Source organism: Shewanella sp. MBTL60-112-B2, assembly GCF_019655055.1.
GTDB lineage: Bacteria > Pseudomonadota > Gammaproteobacteria > Enterobacterales > Shewanellaceae > Shewanella.
On sequence record NZ_BPFA01000011.1, the window covers coordinates 143,461 to 161,938 of the forward strand.

The window sequence follows — 18,478 nt, forward strand, 5'->3', positions numbered from 1 at the left end:
AGATATGTCAGTAATTAAGACTAATAAACAAGACATGTAAATAGCTAAGCATCAAGGCGGCTTGCTCTACGCCGCCTCACTCTGACAGCTTCAAAAGGATTGAAATTGTGACGCAACTAAGCAGCCGTATTAATGCACGTAGCGATGAATTCAAAGCCAAGTTTGATGACATGGCAACCGTGGTTCAAGACTTAAAACTTAAACTCCAGCAAATTGAACAGGGCGGCGGTGAAGTCGCGCGTAACCGTCATCTATCAAGAGGCAAACTCTTGCCCCGTCAGCGGGTTGAAAAACTGCTAGATCCCGGCTCACCTTTTCTAGAGATCTCTCAATTTGCGGCCTACGAGTTATATGAAGATGTGGTGCCAGCAGCTGGCGTTATCGCCGGAATAGGCCGAGTTAGCGGCGTTGAGTGCATGATTATTGCCAACGATGCCACTGTAAAAGGCGGCACTTACTATCCAGTCACCGTGAAAAAGCATCTTCGCGCACAAGATATTGCCAGTCGTTGTCACCTGCCATGTATCTACCTTGTTGATTCAGGCGGTGCTAACCTGCCCCGCCAAGATGAAGTGTTCCCAGATAGAGACCATTTCGGCCGCATCTTCTATAACCAGGCGCAAATGTCTGCCAAAGGTATTCCGCAAATCGCCGTAGTAATGGGACTCTGTACCGCAGGTGGTGCATACGTACCAGCAATGGCTGATGAATCGATTATCGTTAAAGAGCAAGGCACGATATTTTTAGCGGGGCCACCGTTAGTAAAAGCTGCAACCGGTGAAGAAGTGACTGCTGAAGAGCTTGGCGGCGCTGAAGTGCATACCAAAATATCAGGTGTTGCCGACCATATGGCGCAAAACGATGAGCACGCTCTAGAGCTTGCACGCAAAGCCGTGACTCGTCTTAATCATCAAAAACAAATTAGCGCCCAGCTAAGCCCTGTTAAACCACCAAAATTTGATATCAACGAGCTTTACGGCATCGTGGGCACCGATCTTAAAAAGCCCTTCGATGTAAAAGAAGTGATTGCGCGTTTAGTGGATGAATCCGATTTTGATGAGTTTAAAGCTAACTACGGCAATACCTTAGTTTGTGGTTTTGCTCGCATTCACGGCTACCCTGTGGGCATTGTCGCCAACAACGGCATCTTGTTCTCAGAGTCGGCACAAAAAGGCGCGCACTTTATTGAGCTATGTTGTCAGCGCAAAATTCCACTGCTGTTCCTGCAAAACATCACCGGCTTTATGGTGGGTAAAAAATACGAACATGAAGGCATAGCCAAACACGGCGCTAAGATGGTGACCGCGGTATCTTGTGCCAATGTGCCTAAATTTACTGTGATTATTGGCGGCAGTTATGGCGCGGGGAACTACGGTATGTGCGGCCGCGCATTCGAACCTACCATGATGTGGATGTGGCCTAATGCCCGTATCTCTGTTATGGGCGGTGAACAAGCCGCTGGCGTATTAGCAACGGTCAAACGTGACGGCCTCGCCCGTAAAGGCGTTGAGTGGTCTGAGTCTGATGAGCAAAATTTCCGTAAACCGATTGTCGAGCAGTATGACAAAGAGGGTCATCCGTACCATGCCAGCGCGCGCTTGTGGGATGATGGCATTATCGACCCAGCGCAAACCCGTGATGTTGTTGGTTTAGCCTTGTCTGCGGCGTTAAACGCGCCGATTGAAGACACTAAGTTTGGTGTGTTCCGTATGTAATGGCTAAGCGCTATTTCAAATAGAACATCTACTTAGCTAACACCATGATTCGATAATACTATTGTTGATAAAAAAAGTGGGCCGATAACAATGAATAACCTAGCCACTACCCAAACAGAACAACTCGCTGAGCGATTACAATTTGTAAACTGCTCCCTCGATAACGGCGTAGCGCAAATGGTGCTTGATCGCAGCGATAAACATAATGCCTTCGATGAAGTGATGATAAGCGAAATGATCCAAGTGCTGGAGCATTTTGCTATTAATCCAGAGTGCCAAGTATTAGTGCTTAAAGCCAACGGTAAAAACTTCAGCGCTGGCGCCGATCTTAACTGGATGCGCAAGCAAGCCAAGATGGATTTTGCGCAAAATCTTAACGATGCCAATGAGCTTGCTAAGCTCATGTCTGTGCTCGATAAGTTCCCAAAACCTACTATTGCCTTAGTTCAAGGCGCCGCCTTTGGTGGCGCATTAGGGCTTATTTGTTGCAGCGATATCGCCATTGCCAATGAGCGTGCTAGCTTTTGCTTAAGCGAAGTCAAATTGGGTCTTATCCCTGCAGTGATAAGCCCTTATGTCACCCGTGCTATGGGACAGCGGGCAGCGCGCCGTTACATGTTAACCGCCGAGCGATTTGATGTGCAAAAGGCGCTTGAGCTACAAATTATCCATGAAGTGAATAACGATCTCGACGCCGCGGCGCAGCCAATTATTGCCTCATTACTTAGTAACAGTCCACAAGGTATGGCGTGGGCAAAAGCACTGCTGTCTACCTTAGAAAGTGGTGAGATAAATCAACAGACATTAGATCACACCAGCGAACGTATCGCCCGTATCCGAGTATCTAATGAAGGCCAAGAAGGCCTCAATGCCTTTTTTGAAAAGCGCCCGCCACAATGGCCAACAACGACCGACTTTAACGCGGCAACAAAAAATAATAACCAAACCGCCAGCGGGCAAGGAGCCAAATAATATGTTTACTAAACTGCTAATTGCCAATCGCGGCGAAATTGCTTGCCGAATAATCGATACCGCCAAAGCGATGGGCGTGCGCACCGTGGCGCTATATTCAGATGCCGATATCAATGCTCGCCATGTTGCCATGGCAGATGAAGCCTTTTACTTGGGCGGCAGCGCTCCGGCAGACTCATATCTAAAAGGCGATCTTATTATCGACATCGCCAAAAAATCTGGCGCTCAAGCGATTCACCCAGGTTATGGTTTTTTATCAGAAAATGCCGAGTTCGCACTAAAATGCGAGAAAGCTAATATCGCCTTTGTCGGCCCAAGTGCAGCAGCCATTGACTCTATGGGCAGCAAAAGTGCCGCTAAAGAGATTATGGGCGCCGCCAATGTACCGTTAGTTCCGGGGTATCACGGCGACGCGCAAGATGATGACTTACTGGTTTCAGAGGCCAATAAAATGGGCTTTCCTTTACTGATAAAAGCGGCCTTTGGCGGCGGTGGTAAAGGTATGCGCATTGTTGAAAGTAGCAATGAAGTACTAGCAGCAATTAATTCAGCCAGACGTGAAGCCATTAGCTCTTTTGGTAACGATAAACTTTTGATGGAACGCTATCTGCGTCAACCTCGCCACGTTGAAGTACAAGTCTTTGCCGACAGCCAAGGTAACTGTATTTACCTGTCAGATCGTGACTGCTCGATTCAACGCCGTCATCAAAAAGTCGTTGAAGAAGCGCCAGCTCCTGGTTTAAGCGATGCTCTAAGAGTAAAAATGGGTGAAGCAGCGGTTGCTGCAGCCAAAGCCATTAATTATGAAGGCGCGGGTACGGTAGAGTTTTTATTAGATACCGATGACAGCTTCTATTTTATGGAGATGAATACCCGTCTGCAGGTAGAGCACCCAGTCACCGAGCTGGTAACAGGCCAAGACCTGGTTAAATGGCAGCTAATGGTTGCCAGCGGTAGCGAGTTGCCGCTTAAACAAGCTGAAGTAAAGATCACAGGTCATGCCTTTGAAGCTCGTATTTACGCAGAAGATCCGCAAAATGACTTTTTACCCGCCAGCGGCAAGCTCGACTTCTTACGTGAGCCTGCACAAAGTGAGTTTGTGAGAATTGACTCTGGTGTACGTGAAAATGATGTGATCAGTAATTTTTACGACCCAATGATCTCCAAGCTTATCACTTGGGATGAATCACGTCCTCGCGCGCTGCAGCGCTTAGTACACGCTTTAGATGACTATCAGATCAGTGGTCTTAAACACAATATTGAATTCTTAGCCAATATTGCAAAACACACAGCGTTTAAGGATGCCAACTTTAGCACCGACTTTATTGAACGTTATGGCGACTTACTGTTAACGCCGGCAACAGATGCGGCTGACGATACCAATACAGCGTTAAGTTTAGCAGCGCTTTATCAGCTATGCGCCCGTAAAAAACAAGCACAATTAGATGCAAGCATTAGCCATGATCCCTACTCACCTTGGCATCAAAATAGTGGCTTTAGGCTAAATAGTGCCAGCCAGCATCAGGTGGCGCTGTTAGATGACAATCATCAGATTAATCACCTTGATTTAATCGAAACTCAAATCGCAGGTCAGTCTCTATATCAACTACAGCTTGATGATAGCTTAATCACGCTTTCGGGTGAATTAGTTGCTGAGATGCTGCACGCAGAGATAAGCGTACAAAAGGTTGATGCAGCCCAAACAGAGCAAATTAATAAAGCTAATGGTCATAAGCTCAAGCTTCCAGTTAGCCAAGTAGGCGATGACTTTACCCTATTTATCGACTCGAAAAGCTATCACTACCGCGCACTGCAATCAGAAGTGATTGAAGAGCAAGACAATTTAGAAGATAAGCTCAAAGCACCAATGAATGGCACTATTGTGACGCAACTTGTCGCAGTAGGTGATAGTGTCAAAGCTGGCCAAGGCATAATGGTGATGGAAGCCATGAAGATGGAATACACAATTGAGGCTCCATTTGACGGCATCGTCAGCGCATTTTTCTTCGAAGCTGGTGAGCTCGTTAGCGACGGTATGTTGCTAGCCGAAGTTGAGGCTGCAGAAGCTGAATCAGCTAAAACTGAGGAAAGTGCATAGATGGCTACTTACCCAAACAAGGTTAGCATCTTTGAAGTTGGTGCTCGTGATGGCTTACAAAATGAAAAACCAGTCACCACTCAAGATAAGATTGGATTGATTGAAGACTTAGCCGCTGCCGGTATCAAGCGCATTGAAGCTGCTAGCTTTGTATCACCTAAATGGGTGCCGCAAATGGCAGACTCTGCAGATGTACTTGCTGGTATTACCCGTAAAACGGGTATTACTTATAGTGCACTGACACCTAATTTAAAAGGCTTGGAACTTGCGCTTGACGCTGGTGCCGATGAAGTTGCCATTTTTGGTGCAGCCTCAGAAAGTTTTAGCCAAAAGAATATTAACTGCTCAATTGAAGAGTCAATACAGCGCTTTATCCCAGTGATGGAACTGGCTAAAGCCAGAAACATCCCTGTACGTGGTTATGTTTCTTGCGTGTTAGGTTGCCCTTATGAAGGCGAAATCGCGGTTAGTGAAGTTGCTCGAGTGTCTGAATTACTTTACAAAATGGGCTGCTATGAGATTTCACTTGGCGACACCATAGGCGTTGGCACACCGGCTAATGCCCGTAGAATGGTTGAGACTGTTGCCGAAGTCGTACCAATAGAGAAGCTTGCACTGCATTTTCATGACACCTACGGCCAAGCACTGGCTAACATTCTGGCGTGTTTAGAAACAGGTGTTAGCGTAATTGATTCATCGGTTGCTGGACTTGGTGGCTGCCCCTACGCAAAAGGCGCATCAGGCAATTTAGCCACTGAAGACTTAGTGTATATGCTGCATGGGCTTGGAATAGAAACTGGTATCGATTTAAACAAGCTGGTGAATGCGGGCAATAAGATCAGCCAAGCACTGGGCCGTCAGTCTGGCTCAAAAGTGGCTAGAGCCATCAGCGAATAGATAGCCATCAGCGAATAAAGAGCACGAAGATCCTAGGACCTAGGTACTAGGTACTAGGTACTAGGTACTAGGTACTAGGTACTAGCATTGACAGAATATGGAGAGAACAATAATGGCAGGACTAAATAAAGAGCTTAATCAAGGGCTTAATAAAGTAGTCAGTAGTTATGAAGAAGCACTCGCAGGCTTAAGTAACGACATGACCGTTATGGTCGGTGGTTTTGGCTTGTGCGGTATACCTGAAGGCTTAATCGCACAAATGGTCAAAACCGGAGTTACCGGACTTACCGCAATTTCAAATAATGCTGGCATTGATGACTTTGGTTTAGGTCTGTTATTAAAAAGCCGTCAAATCGATACCATGATCGCCTCATACGTGGGCGAAAACGCTACCTTTGAACAGCAAATGTTATCAGGCGAGCTTAACGTTATCTTGACTCCCCAAGGCACTTTAGCTGAAAAAATTCGTGCAGGTGGCGCTGGTATTCCAGCATTCTTTACCGCTACAGGTTACGGAACCCCCGTTGCCGAAGGTAAAGAAACCCGTGAAATCGACGGGCGTCACTACGTATTAGAGCCAGCACTAAAAGCCGACTTTGCGCTAGTACGTGCATGGAAGGCTGACACTATGGGTAACTTAGTATTCCGTAAAACCGCGGCTAACTTTAACCCTATGATGGCAACGGCCGGCAAAATCACCGTGGTAGAGGCTGAGCATATTGTGCAGCCCGGCGAGCTAGATCCTGACCATATTCATACCCCGGGCATTTACGTGAACCGCATTATTCAAGGCACGTTTGAAAAACGTATCGAGCAGCGCACGGTAAAACCAACCACAGCAACAGACAAGGCTTAAGGAGGCTGCACTATGGCATTATCAAGAGAACAACTGGCACAGCGTGTAGCACAAGAGCTGCAAGATGGCTTTTACGTCAACTTAGGTATTGGCATTCCAACTTTAGTAGCCAACTACATCCCTCAAGGCATTGATGTAATGCTGCAATCGGAAAATGGTTTACTTGGTATGGGCGAGTTCCCAACTGAAGAAACTATTGATGCTGACTTAATCAATGCTGGTAAGCAAACCGTTACTGCGGTTGATGGCGCATCTTTTTTCTCATCCGCAGAAAGCTTTGCCATGATCCGTGGCGGCCATGTAGATTTAACCGTGCTTGGAGCATTTGAAGTCGATGAGCAAGGCTCAATCGCCTCTTGGATGATCCCTGGCAAACTCATTAAAGGCATGGGCGGCGCGATGGACTTAGTGGCTGGCGCCGACAATATTATTGTCACCATGATGCACGCCGACAAAAAAGGTAACTCTAAGCTGCTACCAAAATGTGAACTGCCTTTAACGGGCTTTGGTTGTATCAAACGAGTACTAACCGACCTAGCCTTTATGGAAATTAAAGATGGCGCGTTTCATCTTCTAGAACGTGCACCAGGCGTATCCGTTGAAGAAATCGTCTCAAAAACCGCTGGTAAACTTGTTGTGCCTGAGCATGTGCCAGAGATGAGTTTTAGCTAATTAAAAAGCGTGTGAATGGAATACCAATAAATAACGCAGCCAATTAGCTGCGTTTTTTATTACCAAATTAAAGCTATTTAGCCGCAGCCTCAACAGGCATTTTTACAGCAGTGCTAACAGAGTCAGTAGTAGAGTATATAGTAGACTCTACTGCTGGGACTTCACAGTCATAAGCATTAGCAATCATGGTCACTGAACCTGTAAAACCCAGCGGCTTATACAAATAAATAGTATCTGCACCCAATTTGGCAGCCTTAATACGCATTTCATTAAGTGTGCCCCACACCATATCTTTATCGGCATGCAGCCAATAGTCATAAAAGTGGCCTTGTGAACCGATCACAGTGCCCTTATGAGCGCAACCTAGCAAGGCATCTGTATCATCCCAAAGTACTTTTACAGTGTTAGATTCATCTGTTGGAAAGGTGATACAAGCGGTAAGGCTCGAGCACATCAGGGCGATGGCAGCCAGTTTTACAAATTTCATGGTTTACAGTCAAAATTAAACGGCAGGCGATAATATAGGCTTTCAGACTTTAAAGGAATCTATCTCGCTCACAAATTCAATCACCCCCTATATAAAATGATGGTAGCAAGCCAAAGTTTACGGCATTCATTAAATACGGCTCTACATATGGCTAAAGACTGTATAAGCGAACATCAATAATCACTTTTAATGGATGACTTTTCAGTTGTCTAATTAAGGCCAAATTCACACCTAATTATTAGCTAGCACACCAATACTCATCACATTTTCCCCCTCTTAAATCAATCTGTAAGTAAAATTTAAAAATATCAGCGTATTGGTTTTGACAACATGCCGCTAGCGACTACATTTTACATATAACCAAAACCTTATTTAAAGGATGAAATAACAATGAACGCACACAAAATCCCCCTATTAATAGGAGCTTGCATAGGTTTGATGAGCCTAAATGCCACTGCAAACTCCAATCCTGCTGATAATTCCCAATATGAAAAGCGCTTCCCTAAACAATACCAAAGCTGGCAAAAGACAGCAGAAAGTAAAGAAGTCACAGACGCATTAGCAGACGACCCTAACTTAGTGATTTTGTGGGCCGGTTATGGTTTTTCTAAAGACTACAATGCACCGCGTGGTCACCAGTATGTGATTACCGATCTAAGAAATACCCTACGTACCGGTGCACCAATGACAGAAGATGAAGGCCCTATGCCTATGGCATGTTGGAGCTGTAAGAGCCCTGATGTGCCACGAGTTATTGAGGAACAAGGTGAAGCGGAGTACTTCAAAGGTAAGTGGGCTAAAGGCGGCCCTGAGATCGTTCACGTACTAGGTTGTGCGGATTGCCATAAGCCAGGCACACCAAAACTGAGAATTGCTAGACCCTTCGCTGAACGCGCCTTTGCTTCGTTAGGCACACCATTTGATAAAGCAGATAAAAGCCAAAAACAGAACATGGTCTGTGGTCAGTGCCACGTTGAATACTATTTTGAGAAAAATGAAGAGCATCCAAATTGGGTTAAATTCCCATGGGATGGCGGCACGTCAGTAGAAGCAATGGAAGCCTACTATGACAAGCTGAAGTTTAAAGATTGGACTCATCAATTATCTAAAGCGCCAATGCTAAAAGCGCAGCACCCAGGTTACGAAACCACAGCCAAAGGCTTGCACGGAGATATGGGGGTATCTTGTACCGATTGCCATATGCCACGAGTCACTAATGCAGAAGGCAAAGAGTACACTGACCATAACGTAGGCAGCCCATTTGATCAGTTTGAATTTACCTGTGCAAACTGCCATGACCAAACTAAAGAGCAAATGCAGGCACTTGTTCAAACTAACAAAGACAAGGTAAACACGCTAAAACTTCAAGCCGAAGAGGAATTAGTAAAAGCCCACTTTGAAGCTGCAGCGGCTTGGAAAGCGGGTGCTAACGAAGAGAAAATGACGGCGGCTCTGACTGATATTCGTCATGCGCAATGGCGCTGGGATTTTGCTATTGCCTCACACGGTATCGCGGCTCACGCGCCAGAAGAAGGTATTCGCATCCTTAAAACATCACTTGCAAAATCTGCTGCCGCCCGTGAAAAGCTCAGTGAAATTCTCAATTCACAAGGTGTCGTATCCACGGTGGCGATTCCAGATATCTCTACTAAGGCTAAAGCTCAAGCGGTATTAGGCATGGACATGGATAAGATGCGTGCCGATAAAGCCATCTTTATCGAGAAAGTGGTACCAAAATGGGAAGCTGAATATAAAGCCAACAATGGTGCTAACTAGCTAATAAGGAGCACAGCAAAAGCTAGATAAACAATACTTTGAAACCGGGGAACCTCCCCGGTTTTTTTATACCCTTTTAAAGTACCAGCTAATAATACCAATATACGGGTTGAATATTCATTTTGACTATAAGCCCATGTTTACAAAACTGACTGCAAGAGCATCTTCTCATTGCCAGTAATCACAAGAATATTGTGTCATGGCCCCATAACATTCGGAGAAATTTTCATCGAAAATAATGCGCTTAACGCACTATTGTCTAAAATTATTTTAGGCAAACCAACAAGGCGCCAACTTTGAAAATAGCAATCTCAGGTGAGCAAACCATTTCAATATTTCAGCTAACCGCAGTATTCAGTATGTTATTTGCCTTGGTGGGATTTAGTTACAACGTTTGGCGAATGGAGATCACCGAGTACAACAGTAATGCACGTTCGGCGAGTTTTGAATTGTTACTGCAGCTGTCTGAACTTGAATCCATCGTCTATGCCGCTTATTACGATAAAGATGTCATTCTAGGCAATCCACGTAAAGGCTGGGTAAAGGTCAATTTGATTGCCGACTTGAGCATGATAACTGAGCCTGAACTCAGTGTAGCCGCAGAGAAGTTAAAACTAAGCTGGCAATCAAATTGGGAGCAGCTGGCCGATGACGAAACCAGCGCTCAGGCGGTTGTGACCCAAATAGATGAGACGCGAGCGAAAGTGCGTCAACTGCTTAAACAGCTGGATTGAATCACTATCAAACTGAACCAACATCTCTATGCCCATCATCTGATATCAGTGACTTAAGTCGTTAGTCTTACTTAACTGCTGCGACAAAGGCTATTTCAAGTAAATAGCTAGGGTCTGCCAATTCAACTTTCAAACAAGCACGACTCGGTGCACAACCTTCTGGTAACCATGCCTGCCATGCTTGATTAAATACCGCGACGTTGGCAAAGTCAGTCACGTAAATAGTCACTGATAGCAAACGCGACTTGTCGCTACCCACACTGGCTAAAGTCGCTTCGGCTTGAGCAAAAACCTGCTCAGTTTGGCTGAGCATATTGCCTTCAACATCGGCGGCAATTTCAACAAAATGTACCATGTTATTGAACACAGTAGCATCGGACCAATTTGCACATGGGTTAACGCGTTGAATATCCATTTTAAACCTTCAAAAAACTCATCGAAATAGAGCTAAGATTTTAGCAGAATTACATTATTTACCTAGATAAATTGAGCGGATAACTCCAATATGTTGCTCCGCGCACATAGCGCGATAAGCTTTGATGCTAACATGCCTTATCGGTGTTAATTCAGCTTTTGATAATTAAACAATATGACCCTAAGACGCTCTTTAGGCCAGCAGTGGAGTAAATCCATTCTTGCTCATCGCCTCGCTTTAACGTTGAGGAACTGTGAAAAAGTTCAGCAGCTCTTTAGCGGCGCAACCTCATTACCAACAGTTACCAACACCATTTCAGCATTGGTATTTGCTGAGGGTGAACCTGTGTGGCTACCGCCTATGGATAGCAGCGAACAGACACCACTAGAGCAAGATCTCGCTCTGCACTGCTTATTTGCCGCCAGCCGTTTGCTGTTTGTCAAAGAGATTGAGCAAGGGGAATTAGGTCAGTCGGAACATTTAGTATTAACGATTGCCTATCAATGGAGTCAGTCATTGGTCAATAACGAACAAAGCACGGCTTCGGTTAATGATATGGCAACTCACAGCTCGGTAAAGGGGCAACTCAGCGCCGATGCACTGCAGCTTTGTCAGCTGCTACAAACCATCAACACTCAGCTAGAAAAGGTGCGCAGCGAAAAGCGCCAATCTAGCCGTAATATGGGCGGCAACTATTAGTGTTTACATAAAGGCTCCAACGCGGATTAAAGCCTTTAACTGAGTTTCAGCCGATAAAAAAGCCCGCTAATTGCGGGCTTTTTATTAAGAATGTTTGATTAACGAAACAGTCGTTTATCAAGCGCTAACACTTGAAAATCTTGCTGCAGTTGCAGTAAGAAGTCCGTGGTTAATAAGGCAACACCACGATAAAAATCGGTGTTAGCATGTTCAACGGCTAACTCACAACAACGCATTGCCCAAGGCAACAAGTGTTGCTGCAATAGCACTTGGGTAAAGCGGATCAAAGCTTGGTTATCAGCTTCGCTCTGCAAGCGACCAAATGTTTGGTCAAGTACTGCGAAAAACAAACCTATATGGTCGATGGGCTGCTTGTAATCAAGCTGCAACTCAACGCCATGAGCCCGATAAAAGTCCATCAGTTCAACTGTGGTTCTATCGTTAATTAACTGCTCTTCACACTGGTAAACTGAGCCTTGCGGCACAGCTGTCGGTTCACCTGGTCCAAAGAAAAGTTGGCCGTAATCCAGCTTTAAGGTGATTAATGCCTTCTCCGAGTCCGCAGCATCAATGTCATAAGACCATTGCTGCAAAAAATCACCCAGCAATTTGCGACCAGTGCTATTTTCTGCGCGATGGCTAAACTCTGGCCAGCTGCCAGCCACATCGTACTCTTTTAAGCCGTTGATAAAGTCGGCTTCAGGATAGCGAATAAGGCTATGGTGCAGTATTCGCGCTAACCCTTGGTACTCGGCAAAGTCCACTGCTGCAATAGATGAATGACTTAACGACTCAGATTTTGAAGACATAATTTACCTTACAAGCTAAGCGGGCTATCGAGCCCGCTGCTGTTGTACTATTTAAAGACCTTAATACTTAACCTTTAGCTGAAGTTAAACTTCAGTTGGGTTAAGAATATCGCCGCCTTGCCCACCATTCACGTTAGCCTTAATGATAAGGTTTGGTGAAGTGATTGACTCTGGTGGTAATGGTGCAATGTGACCATCGCCGTTACCATATTTAGCGCGTAGGTTATCCATAGTGTCAAAGTCTAGTGCACGTAGCGGGCAAGACTCAACACATACTGGCTTACGGCCATCAGCGATACGCTCAAAACAACCATCACACTTGGTCATGACTTTACGTTCACGGTCAATTTGTGGTGCATCGTAAGGACATGCACGAGCACAGCTCTCACAACCGATACATAGATCTTGTGCAACGTGTACTAGACCATCTTCACGGCGTTTATGCATTGCGCCCGTTGGACAAGCTTTAACACACACTGGCTCAGAACAGTGGTTACAACCAATAGACATATAGTAAGCAAATACACTTTGCTCAAAACAGCCATTTTGACCTTCAGTCCATTGTCCGCCACCGTATTCGTACACACGGCGCCAAGTCACACCATTTAGCGCAGGTACGCCATTTTGTTCAGGGTTGGTATTGTTACGGATCTCGTTACCTTGACGGTCTTTACAAGATACATGACACGCTTTACAGCCAGTACACTTAGTGCTGTCGACGTAAAAACCGTATTGAGTTGCTTCAGTCATAATTAACTACTCTCTTAAATCTTTTTAATGGCAACACGAATAGTGTGCTGTGGGTTACCTTTAGCGACAGGGCTAGGCTGGTAGCGAGTTAACGAGTTGATTGCGCCGCCTTCGTCAACGATATGACCAGTGCTGCCTCGCTTGTTGCCTGGGTTGTACCAAGCACCTTGTCCTAGGGCAAATACACCTGGAGCAACACGTGGTGTGATACGTACAGTTACTTCAATTGAACCACGCTCGTTGTACATCTCAACCTTGTCGCCTGAGCTTAAACCGTGCTTAGCACCGTCCATTGGGTTAACCCAAACAGCGTCTTCTACCGCTTCACGTAACCAAGGTACGTTGTGGTAGCTTGAGTGAGTACGGCCCTTAGTGTGGTAACCCGCTAACTGAATTGGGTAATCTTCTTTAGTGCCTTCATCTTCATAACCGTCCCACGTTACTGTGTACTGTGGAATAGCTGTGATGGTGTCACCCTTAACCTTTGTCTCAGACTCTTGATCCCAGTTAGCCGCGCGCCATGCAAGTTCAGCAGAGTAGATTTCAATCTTGCCACTTGGTGTTGAAAGCGCTTTGCCTTCTTTAACGAAGCTTTGCAGTGCAACGTGGTTGTCGTTCATATTCTTACGGAAGAAACCAATTTCTTGTGCTTCTTTGTAAGTGGCCGGGAACGCAGGAGAAACACCAATGTTATTGCTGTTAGCTTTAGTGCTTTGGTAAAGCTCTTCTAACCATTCATCTTCGTTCTTGCCATCTCTAAAGCCTGCACCAACGCCCATCTTGTCTGCGATCATCGCTGCCGCTTCGTACATAGACTTACAATCCCACATAGTCTCAACAGAAGAAGACATTGCAGTTAGGTAGCCTAATGAACCAGAAGCATATGAATCGTTAACTAAGTCGTTTGATTCTAACCAGCTAGTGTCAGGTAGGATGATGTCAGCAAACTTAGCGCCTGGCGTCATCCAGCAATCACAAGATACGATGAATAAGTCTTCAGCATTACGGAAGATATCAGCCGTGTTGTTGATTTCAGCGTGCTGGTTCAGTAGCGAGCTATCAGATGCAGACAGAATAAACTTGATGTTAGCGCCAAGTGGCGTGTCCAGACCATCAGTACCACGAACGCCATGACTACGTGCAGTCATAGTTTCACCGTGGTTAATCGCTTCAGACCAAGTGAAGAAAGAAATGCTTTCTGTAACTTTATTTGTACCTGTTGGAATGCCTGCACGAGACATGCTGCTCATGTATGGCAATTCACCGTTTGATGCACCGCGAGTACCTAGCTTACCGGTTAGCACTGATAGCATGTATAGAGAACGCATGCTTTGCTCGCCGTTTGCTTGACGGTTAACGCCAGCGCCCACAACAATGTAAGGTGCTTTAGCTGTCATTAGCTTGCCAGCGATGTAGCGGATTTTCTCTGCAGAAATACCACAGATTTTTTCAGCCCACTCAGGTGTTTTAGCGTCAGTGTAAATACCTTGACCTAGAATGTAATCTTGGTAGTTTTCATCTGAATTCATCACCTTAGCGTATTCTTGATCAGTAGCATCGCTGCTCGCTGCAAAAATCGCTTTTTGATCTTCAATTGACTTCTTGTTGAAACCAACAGAATGCTCAAGTACAAACGGTAGCGATTGACCCGCAAAGTTAGCATGGTTGATCATCACATAAGCAACGGCTTCAGCAAACGCCGCGTCAGTACCTGGACGAATTGGTAACCAGCTTGATTCTTTACCTAACATAGAGTCAGTGTAACGAGGATCAATCATCACCACTTCTAGGCCGTTGTTTCTTTGTAGCGCCTGTAGGTAATCGTAACCTTCACCCGAACCCGACTGACGGATTTCGCTTGGGTTGTAAGCAACACCTAGGAAGAAGTCACTGTCTTCGATAGTAATCGTTGACGAACCGCTAGTACTACCCGTACCGAAGGTGTGCTTAGCCGCTTCCATCTGCTGCGCCCAAGAGTAGTTACCGTAAGCATTTAGGCAGCCACCATTTAGGTTAAATAGACGGTTGAAACACGCATTTGATGCAAAACCGTAGTAAGCACCAGAACCGTAGCTACGGAATACTGACTTAGCACCATTTTCTTGTGCGTAAACAGCAGCAAGTTTTTCAGCAATAATGCTGGTTGCTTCGTCCCAGCTAATTGGTACGAATTCTGCTTTACCACGCTCGCCAACACGCTTCATTGGTGTCTTTAGACGGTCAACAGCATAGTTTCTTTGACGTAGTGAACGACCACGAGCACAAGCACGTACTTGGTGTAGACCGTATTCATCTTCTACTTCATGATCAGTTTCAACACGGGTCACGATACCGTCTTTAGTGAAGACTTTAATTGGACAGTTTGAACCACAGTTAACTAGGCAAGATGACCAGTTCACCACTTCGTCTGTAACAGGCGGTTGTGGCGGGATCACATTGGCATCATCAGAGCTAGAATTACAGCCGGTAACTGTTGCTGCGCAGCCCAGCGCGGCACTCATTTTTAAGAAACTTCTACGTTCCATAATCTTGTTTTCCTCAAACTTAATAGTGACTGACTCGACTTATTTCAGCTTGTAGCTGAAGGTCAACATCAGTTGATGGGCGTTGTAATTGTGGTTCAGGTCACCCAAAGTGATTAAACCTGGAATGCTATCGGAAGTGACCGTAGCACTGTCGGTATCAAAATAACGTTCAAACTGGTAAGCCAGTTTTACAGCCATCTGCTCAGAGATCAGGTATTGGCCGTATAAACTCACACTGTGGTTGTACGAGTAATAGCTGCCATAACTGTTTGGATTTGAGTTGCCATAGTTGTAACCATTGACACCTGTATTGCTCGATGAGTTAGCAAATAGATAATCACTACCTAAAATTAATCTGCCATCCATCAAACCAGAGTAAGTTGCACCCAAACCTAGGTTAATGAACTCGTCATTCACTTCAGTGTGCCAAACTGACGCTTGGTCACCGTTTTGGTCTGAATCAATCCACTGCTGACCCGCAAATGCATATACTGACAACGGCTCAGCAACTTGAATATGAACATTCATGTCGTAACCGTAATCTTTAGCCTGAGTCAGGCCGATTTCAGTGGCGTCATAATCATCATTAGCGTAGTAAGTGCTAACATCGAAGGTTAGCCACTCAAGCGGCGCATAGCTTGCTCTTGCGTTAACTTCTGTGCGCTTGCGATCGGCAAGATTGTACTTACGCATTAACGACTCGGTTTCGTCGCTGGTAAGCTCGTTTGCTTGGTAGTCACTGCCGCCGCGCTCGCCATAGCTGACACCAAAATCTAGGGTTAGCTTGTCGATTGCGCGGATGTTTAGCTTGCTCCAAAACTCATTATCACGAGTCTCTTCACGCTCACCGTAGCTGCGCTCAACTTGTTTATAGTCGTAACCAGCTTGTAAGCGGTAACCACTGGCAATACGGTAGCTCGCGTTGGTTTTAAAGGTTTGACGTTCAATATCCATAGGCACGTTTTGTTTAAACGCACCTGACATTGAATTAAACTCGTATTGAGCAAAGTCAAATACCGATGAGCGATTATCACGCTTGCTGTAGTCATAGCTTGCACCTAGACGTAAGCGACTGCTTACTCGCGTGCTTGCCGCTAGGTTTGAACTTAAAGTATCAACCTGACCGTCCCAGTTTTGGATTGGGTTGCCGCTCATCTGGATAAGGTCTTGATCTTGGATCATACGACCCGTCACCACACGACCACTAAATACGCTAGAAGCTAGACGGTACTGACCAGACAAAGACACTTGGTGTGCTTGGTTGTCTGGCGTTGCGCTATAAACGTCATAGGCATATGGCAGACTTAAGTCGCTCATATTGTTGTCGTATCGTGAACCGTTGTAGCTCAACTCTGACAACCAGTTAGCACCGTCAAGTACCACACCGGCACTGAATTTATCTGTAGTTTCATCAACTGCTTCAGCAAAGTTAGTTGGCGTTGGGCTAGTTAGGCTTGCACTGCGGTGACCCGTTTTATCTTCGCGGTCATAGCGTGCATAGCTGCTTAAGCCAAGGCCTAATACTTCTGAAAAGTCATACTCGAAACCGATACCACTACGCTGTCTTTGTAAGGCTAAATCCAATACGCGAGTTTGATCGCTTGGCGTAAGCATGCCATTGTTTTGCCAAAGATTGGTCGAAGCATTGCTGCCTTGGTTAGTGGTAATCGTCTGAAAATCAACATCAAGCTTATAGTGACCGCTCTTACCTGCTTCCATAGTCACAAACCCATTATCCATACCCAACTGGTGAGCTTGAACTTTTGCTTTGTAGCCACTCTGCTGATAAGCAAGGTCGGCATTCACGCCAGCGATAGCGCCGTCTTCTCCGGTGCCAAACTGGTTGATAGCATGGTTGTCATCGGCATCAACCGCGCCAACACTCACGCCAACACTGCCAGTGTAGCCTTGGGTTTCAACGCAACGCTTACACTGATAGTTAGCGGTTTTGCCTTCAGCGATATTGGCATTTTGCACACCAAAATCAGCCGCGAACGCACTTGTCCCTGCCCCTAGCAGCGCTAAGGTGATCAGGTTTAATGAAAAAGGTTTAATTAAACGCATATTTGTCACTCCTAGACTTAACGGGCAAAGTTGCTGCCAGCAGGATGGTTAGAACCATGGATCTTGCTGTGGCAATTTAAACAACTCTTACCCGCACTGAATGCATCTAAACCTGCCTGGCTTGTCATGCGACTTGCATGGCCATCGTCTGCGTGACATTGCTGACATAACTGTGGAGTACGCGACTTAAGTAAGTTGTCGTTAACACTACCGTGCGGTGTATGACAGCTTGAGCAGTCTTCCATTACCGGCGCGTGTTCCCATAGGAATGGGCCACGTTTGTCGGCATGACACTCGGCGCAGGTCTCATTTAGGCTTGGCTTAATTAGTGCACTTTCAGTCATCGAGCCATGTGGATTATGACAATCGATACACGTCATCTGGTCCCACTTCATTGGGTGCGATGAACGCTTGTTCATGTCGGCTTTAGCGCGGGTATGACAAGAAGTACAAGTGTCGTTAACCGTTAAACGGTCAAGTGCAGGATCTTTTGCCGCGTGAACGTTATGACAATCACTACACGCCACTTCTTCTAGATTGTGAGTACTGTTATGCCATGCCATCTGCTTAGGATCATTGTGACAACCTTGGCAAACACTGTTTTGTGTTTCAGCCGGCAGTTTGCTGTCAGGGCTGAAGCTAATCATTGGCTCTTTACCACCACGATTATGCTTACCCAGTGGGCCATGACAGGCTTCACATTGGATGCCAGCCATAGGTGATTTGCTATTGCTCATATCACCGTGAACACCGTCAAAAATCTCCATGACTTTGGCATTTTTCTTATGACACATCAGGCAAGAGTCAGCCCCTTTCGGAGAGTATTTACCCTCGCTAAATTTCTCTGTTAATTTTTGTTCGAGTTGCGTTGAGTCAAGCTTATCCCATGGGGTCGCTTGAGCAGGCAGAACACTGATAAGAATCGTGAGTAAACTGGTAGCCATTAATTTGGCCATAAAATTCACTGACTTCATGGTTTTTATTGTGGACATTAACTACAGGCCGGTTG

16 protein-coding genes are annotated in these 18,478 nt (G+C 45.7%); 9 read left to right on the forward strand and 7 right to left on the reverse strand.

Translation table 11 applies throughout. From position 1 onward, the window contains the following. Window positions 1–107: 107 nt before the first annotated feature. From K5Q73_RS09455 to K5Q73_RS09480, 6 genes are all read left to right on the forward strand, one after another. Window positions 108–1,715: a carboxyl transferase domain-containing protein gene (locus tag K5Q73_RS09455; RefSeq protein ID WP_220760260.1), complete on the forward strand. Its 1,608-nt coding sequence runs from the start codon at window positions 108–110 to the stop codon at window positions 1,713–1,715. Between the two features lie 90 nt (window positions 1,716–1,805). Further along, window positions 1,806–2,687 (forward strand): enoyl-CoA hydratase-related protein, encoded by an 882-nt coding sequence (locus K5Q73_RS09460; RefSeq protein ID WP_220760258.1) that lies wholly within the window; start codon window positions 1,806–1,808, stop codon window positions 2,685–2,687. A 1-nt stretch (window position 2,688) separates the two neighbouring features. After that, on the forward strand, window positions 2,689–4,785 hold the full coding sequence (locus tag K5Q73_RS09465) for a biotin carboxylase N-terminal domain-containing protein (RefSeq protein ID WP_220760256.1): 2,097 nt from the start codon (window positions 2,689–2,691) through the stop codon (window positions 4,783–4,785). Next, the gene (locus tag K5Q73_RS09470; protein WP_220760254.1) at window positions 4,786–5,682 is read left to right on the forward strand and encodes a hydroxymethylglutaryl-CoA lyase; all 897 of its coding nucleotides are present in this window, start codon (window positions 4,786–4,788) and stop codon (window positions 5,680–5,682) included. Window positions 5,683–5,794: 112 nt separating this feature from the next. Further along, window positions 5,795–6,538 carry a CoA transferase subunit A gene (locus tag K5Q73_RS09475; RefSeq protein ID WP_220760252.1) on the forward strand — a complete coding sequence of 248 codons (744 nt, stop codon included), beginning with the start codon at window positions 5,795–5,797 and terminating at the stop codon, window positions 6,536–6,538. Between the two features lie 12 nt (window positions 6,539–6,550). Beyond that, window positions 6,551–7,210: a 3-oxoacid CoA-transferase subunit B gene (locus tag K5Q73_RS09480; protein ID WP_220760250.1), complete on the forward strand. Its 660-nt coding sequence runs from the start codon at window positions 6,551–6,553 to the stop codon at window positions 7,208–7,210. A 73-nt stretch (window positions 7,211–7,283) separates the two neighbouring features. Here K5Q73_RS09480 and K5Q73_RS09485 read toward each other — a convergent pair whose 3' ends face one another. After that, a complete protein-coding gene (locus tag K5Q73_RS09485; protein WP_259650728.1) occupies window positions 7,284–7,697 on the reverse strand; it encodes a DUF4156 domain-containing protein in 414 nt (137 codons plus the stop codon). Between the two features lie 390 nt (window positions 7,698–8,087). On the opposite strand from K5Q73_RS09485, the gene nrfA reads away from it, so the two are divergent. Then, entirely contained in the window at window positions 8,088–9,473 is a 1,386-nt protein-coding gene (nrfA, locus tag K5Q73_RS09490) for an ammonia-forming cytochrome c nitrite reductase (RefSeq protein ID WP_220760248.1), read from the forward strand. Between the two features lie 296 nt (window positions 9,474–9,769). Continuing rightward, window positions 9,770–10,207, forward strand: a complete 438-nt coding sequence (locus K5Q73_RS09495; protein ID WP_220760246.1) for a hypothetical protein — start codon at window positions 9,770–9,772, stop codon at window positions 10,205–10,207. A gap of 67 nt (window positions 10,208–10,274) precedes the next feature. On the opposite strand, the gene K5Q73_RS09500 is transcribed toward K5Q73_RS09495, so the two are convergent. Continuing rightward, complete coding sequence (locus tag K5Q73_RS09500) at window positions 10,275–10,622, reverse strand: RidA family protein (RefSeq protein ID WP_220760244.1); 348 nt, start codon at window positions 10,620–10,622, stop codon at window positions 10,275–10,277. Window positions 10,623–10,796: 174 nt separating this feature from the next. On the opposite strand from K5Q73_RS09500, the gene K5Q73_RS09505 reads away from it, so the two are divergent. Further along, entirely contained in the window at window positions 10,797–11,321 is a 525-nt protein-coding gene (locus K5Q73_RS09505; RefSeq protein ID WP_220760242.1) for a hypothetical protein, read from the forward strand. 98 nt (window positions 11,322–11,419) lie between these two features. On the opposite strand, the gene K5Q73_RS09510 is transcribed toward K5Q73_RS09505, so the two are convergent. The 5 genes from K5Q73_RS09510 to K5Q73_RS09530 form a co-directional block, all read right to left on the reverse strand. Further along, a complete protein-coding gene (locus K5Q73_RS09510; RefSeq protein ID WP_220760240.1) occupies window positions 11,420–12,130 on the reverse strand; it encodes a molecular chaperone in 711 nt (236 codons plus the stop codon). Between the two features lie 84 nt (window positions 12,131–12,214). Next, window positions 12,215–12,880, reverse strand: coding sequence for a DMSO/selenate family reductase complex B subunit (locus tag K5Q73_RS09515; RefSeq protein ID WP_012156042.1), 666 nt, complete (start codon window positions 12,878–12,880; stop codon window positions 12,215–12,217). Window positions 12,881–12,894: 14 nt separating this feature from the next. Beyond that, window positions 12,895–15,405, reverse strand: a complete 2,511-nt coding sequence (locus K5Q73_RS09520) for a DMSO/selenate family reductase complex A subunit (protein ID WP_220760238.1) — start codon at window positions 15,403–15,405, stop codon at window positions 12,895–12,897. Between the two features lie 39 nt (window positions 15,406–15,444). Continuing rightward, on the reverse strand, window positions 15,445–17,469 hold the full coding sequence (locus tag K5Q73_RS09525) for an MtrB/PioB family decaheme-associated outer membrane protein (RefSeq protein ID WP_220760236.1): 2,025 nt from the start codon (window positions 17,467–17,469) through the stop codon (window positions 15,445–15,447). Window positions 17,470–17,486: 17 nt separating this feature from the next. Then, window positions 17,487–18,425, reverse strand: a complete 939-nt coding sequence (locus tag K5Q73_RS09530; protein ID WP_259650727.1) for a DmsE family decaheme c-type cytochrome — start codon at window positions 18,423–18,425, stop codon at window positions 17,487–17,489. Window positions 18,426–18,478 lie beyond the last annotated feature (53 nt).

Excerpts from the sequence above, each read along its gene's own strand:
- K5Q73_RS09470 (WP_220760254.1), top strand. The coding sequence starts at position 4,786 with ATGGCTACTTACCCAAACAAGGTTAGCATCTTTGAAGTTGGTGCTCGT.
- nrfA (WP_220760248.1), top strand. The coding sequence starts at position 8,088 with ATGAACGCACACAAAATCCCCCTATTAATAGGAGCTTGCATAGGTTTG.
- K5Q73_RS09515 (WP_012156042.1), bottom strand. The coding sequence starts at position 12,880 with ATGACTGAAGCAACTCAATACGGTTTTTACGTCGACAGCACTAAGTGT.
- K5Q73_RS09530 (WP_259650727.1), bottom strand. The coding sequence starts at position 18,425 with ATGGCCAAATTAATGGCTACCAGTTTACTCACGATTCTTATCAGTGTT.
- K5Q73_RS09510 (WP_220760240.1), bottom strand. The coding sequence starts at position 12,130 with ATGTCTTCAAAATCTGAGTCGTTAAGTCATTCATCTATTGCAGCAGTG.
- K5Q73_RS09500 (WP_220760244.1), bottom strand. The coding sequence starts at position 10,622 with ATGGATATTCAACGCGTTAACCCATGTGCAAATTGGTCCGATGCTACT.
- K5Q73_RS09520 (WP_220760238.1), bottom strand. The coding sequence starts at position 15,405 with ATGGAACGTAGAAGTTTCTTAAAAATGAGTGCCGCGCTGGGCTGCGCA.
- K5Q73_RS09505 (WP_220760242.1), top strand. The coding sequence starts at position 10,797 with ATGACCCTAAGACGCTCTTTAGGCCAGCAGTGGAGTAAATCCATTCTT.
- K5Q73_RS09460 (WP_220760258.1), top strand. The coding sequence starts at position 1,806 with ATGAATAACCTAGCCACTACCCAAACAGAACAACTCGCTGAGCGATTA.
- K5Q73_RS09480 (WP_220760250.1), top strand. The coding sequence starts at position 6,551 with ATGGCATTATCAAGAGAACAACTGGCACAGCGTGTAGCACAAGAGCTG.
- K5Q73_RS09465 (WP_220760256.1), top strand. The coding sequence starts at position 2,689 with ATGTTTACTAAACTGCTAATTGCCAATCGCGGCGAAATTGCTTGCCGA.
- K5Q73_RS09525 (WP_220760236.1), bottom strand. The coding sequence starts at position 17,469 with ATGCGTTTAATTAAACCTTTTTCATTAAACCTGATCACCTTAGCGCTG.
- K5Q73_RS09475 (WP_220760252.1), top strand. The coding sequence starts at position 5,795 with ATGGCAGGACTAAATAAAGAGCTTAATCAAGGGCTTAATAAAGTAGTC.
- K5Q73_RS09485 (WP_259650728.1), bottom strand. The coding sequence starts at position 7,697 with ATGAAATTTGTAAAACTGGCTGCCATCGCCCTGATGTGCTCGAGCCTT.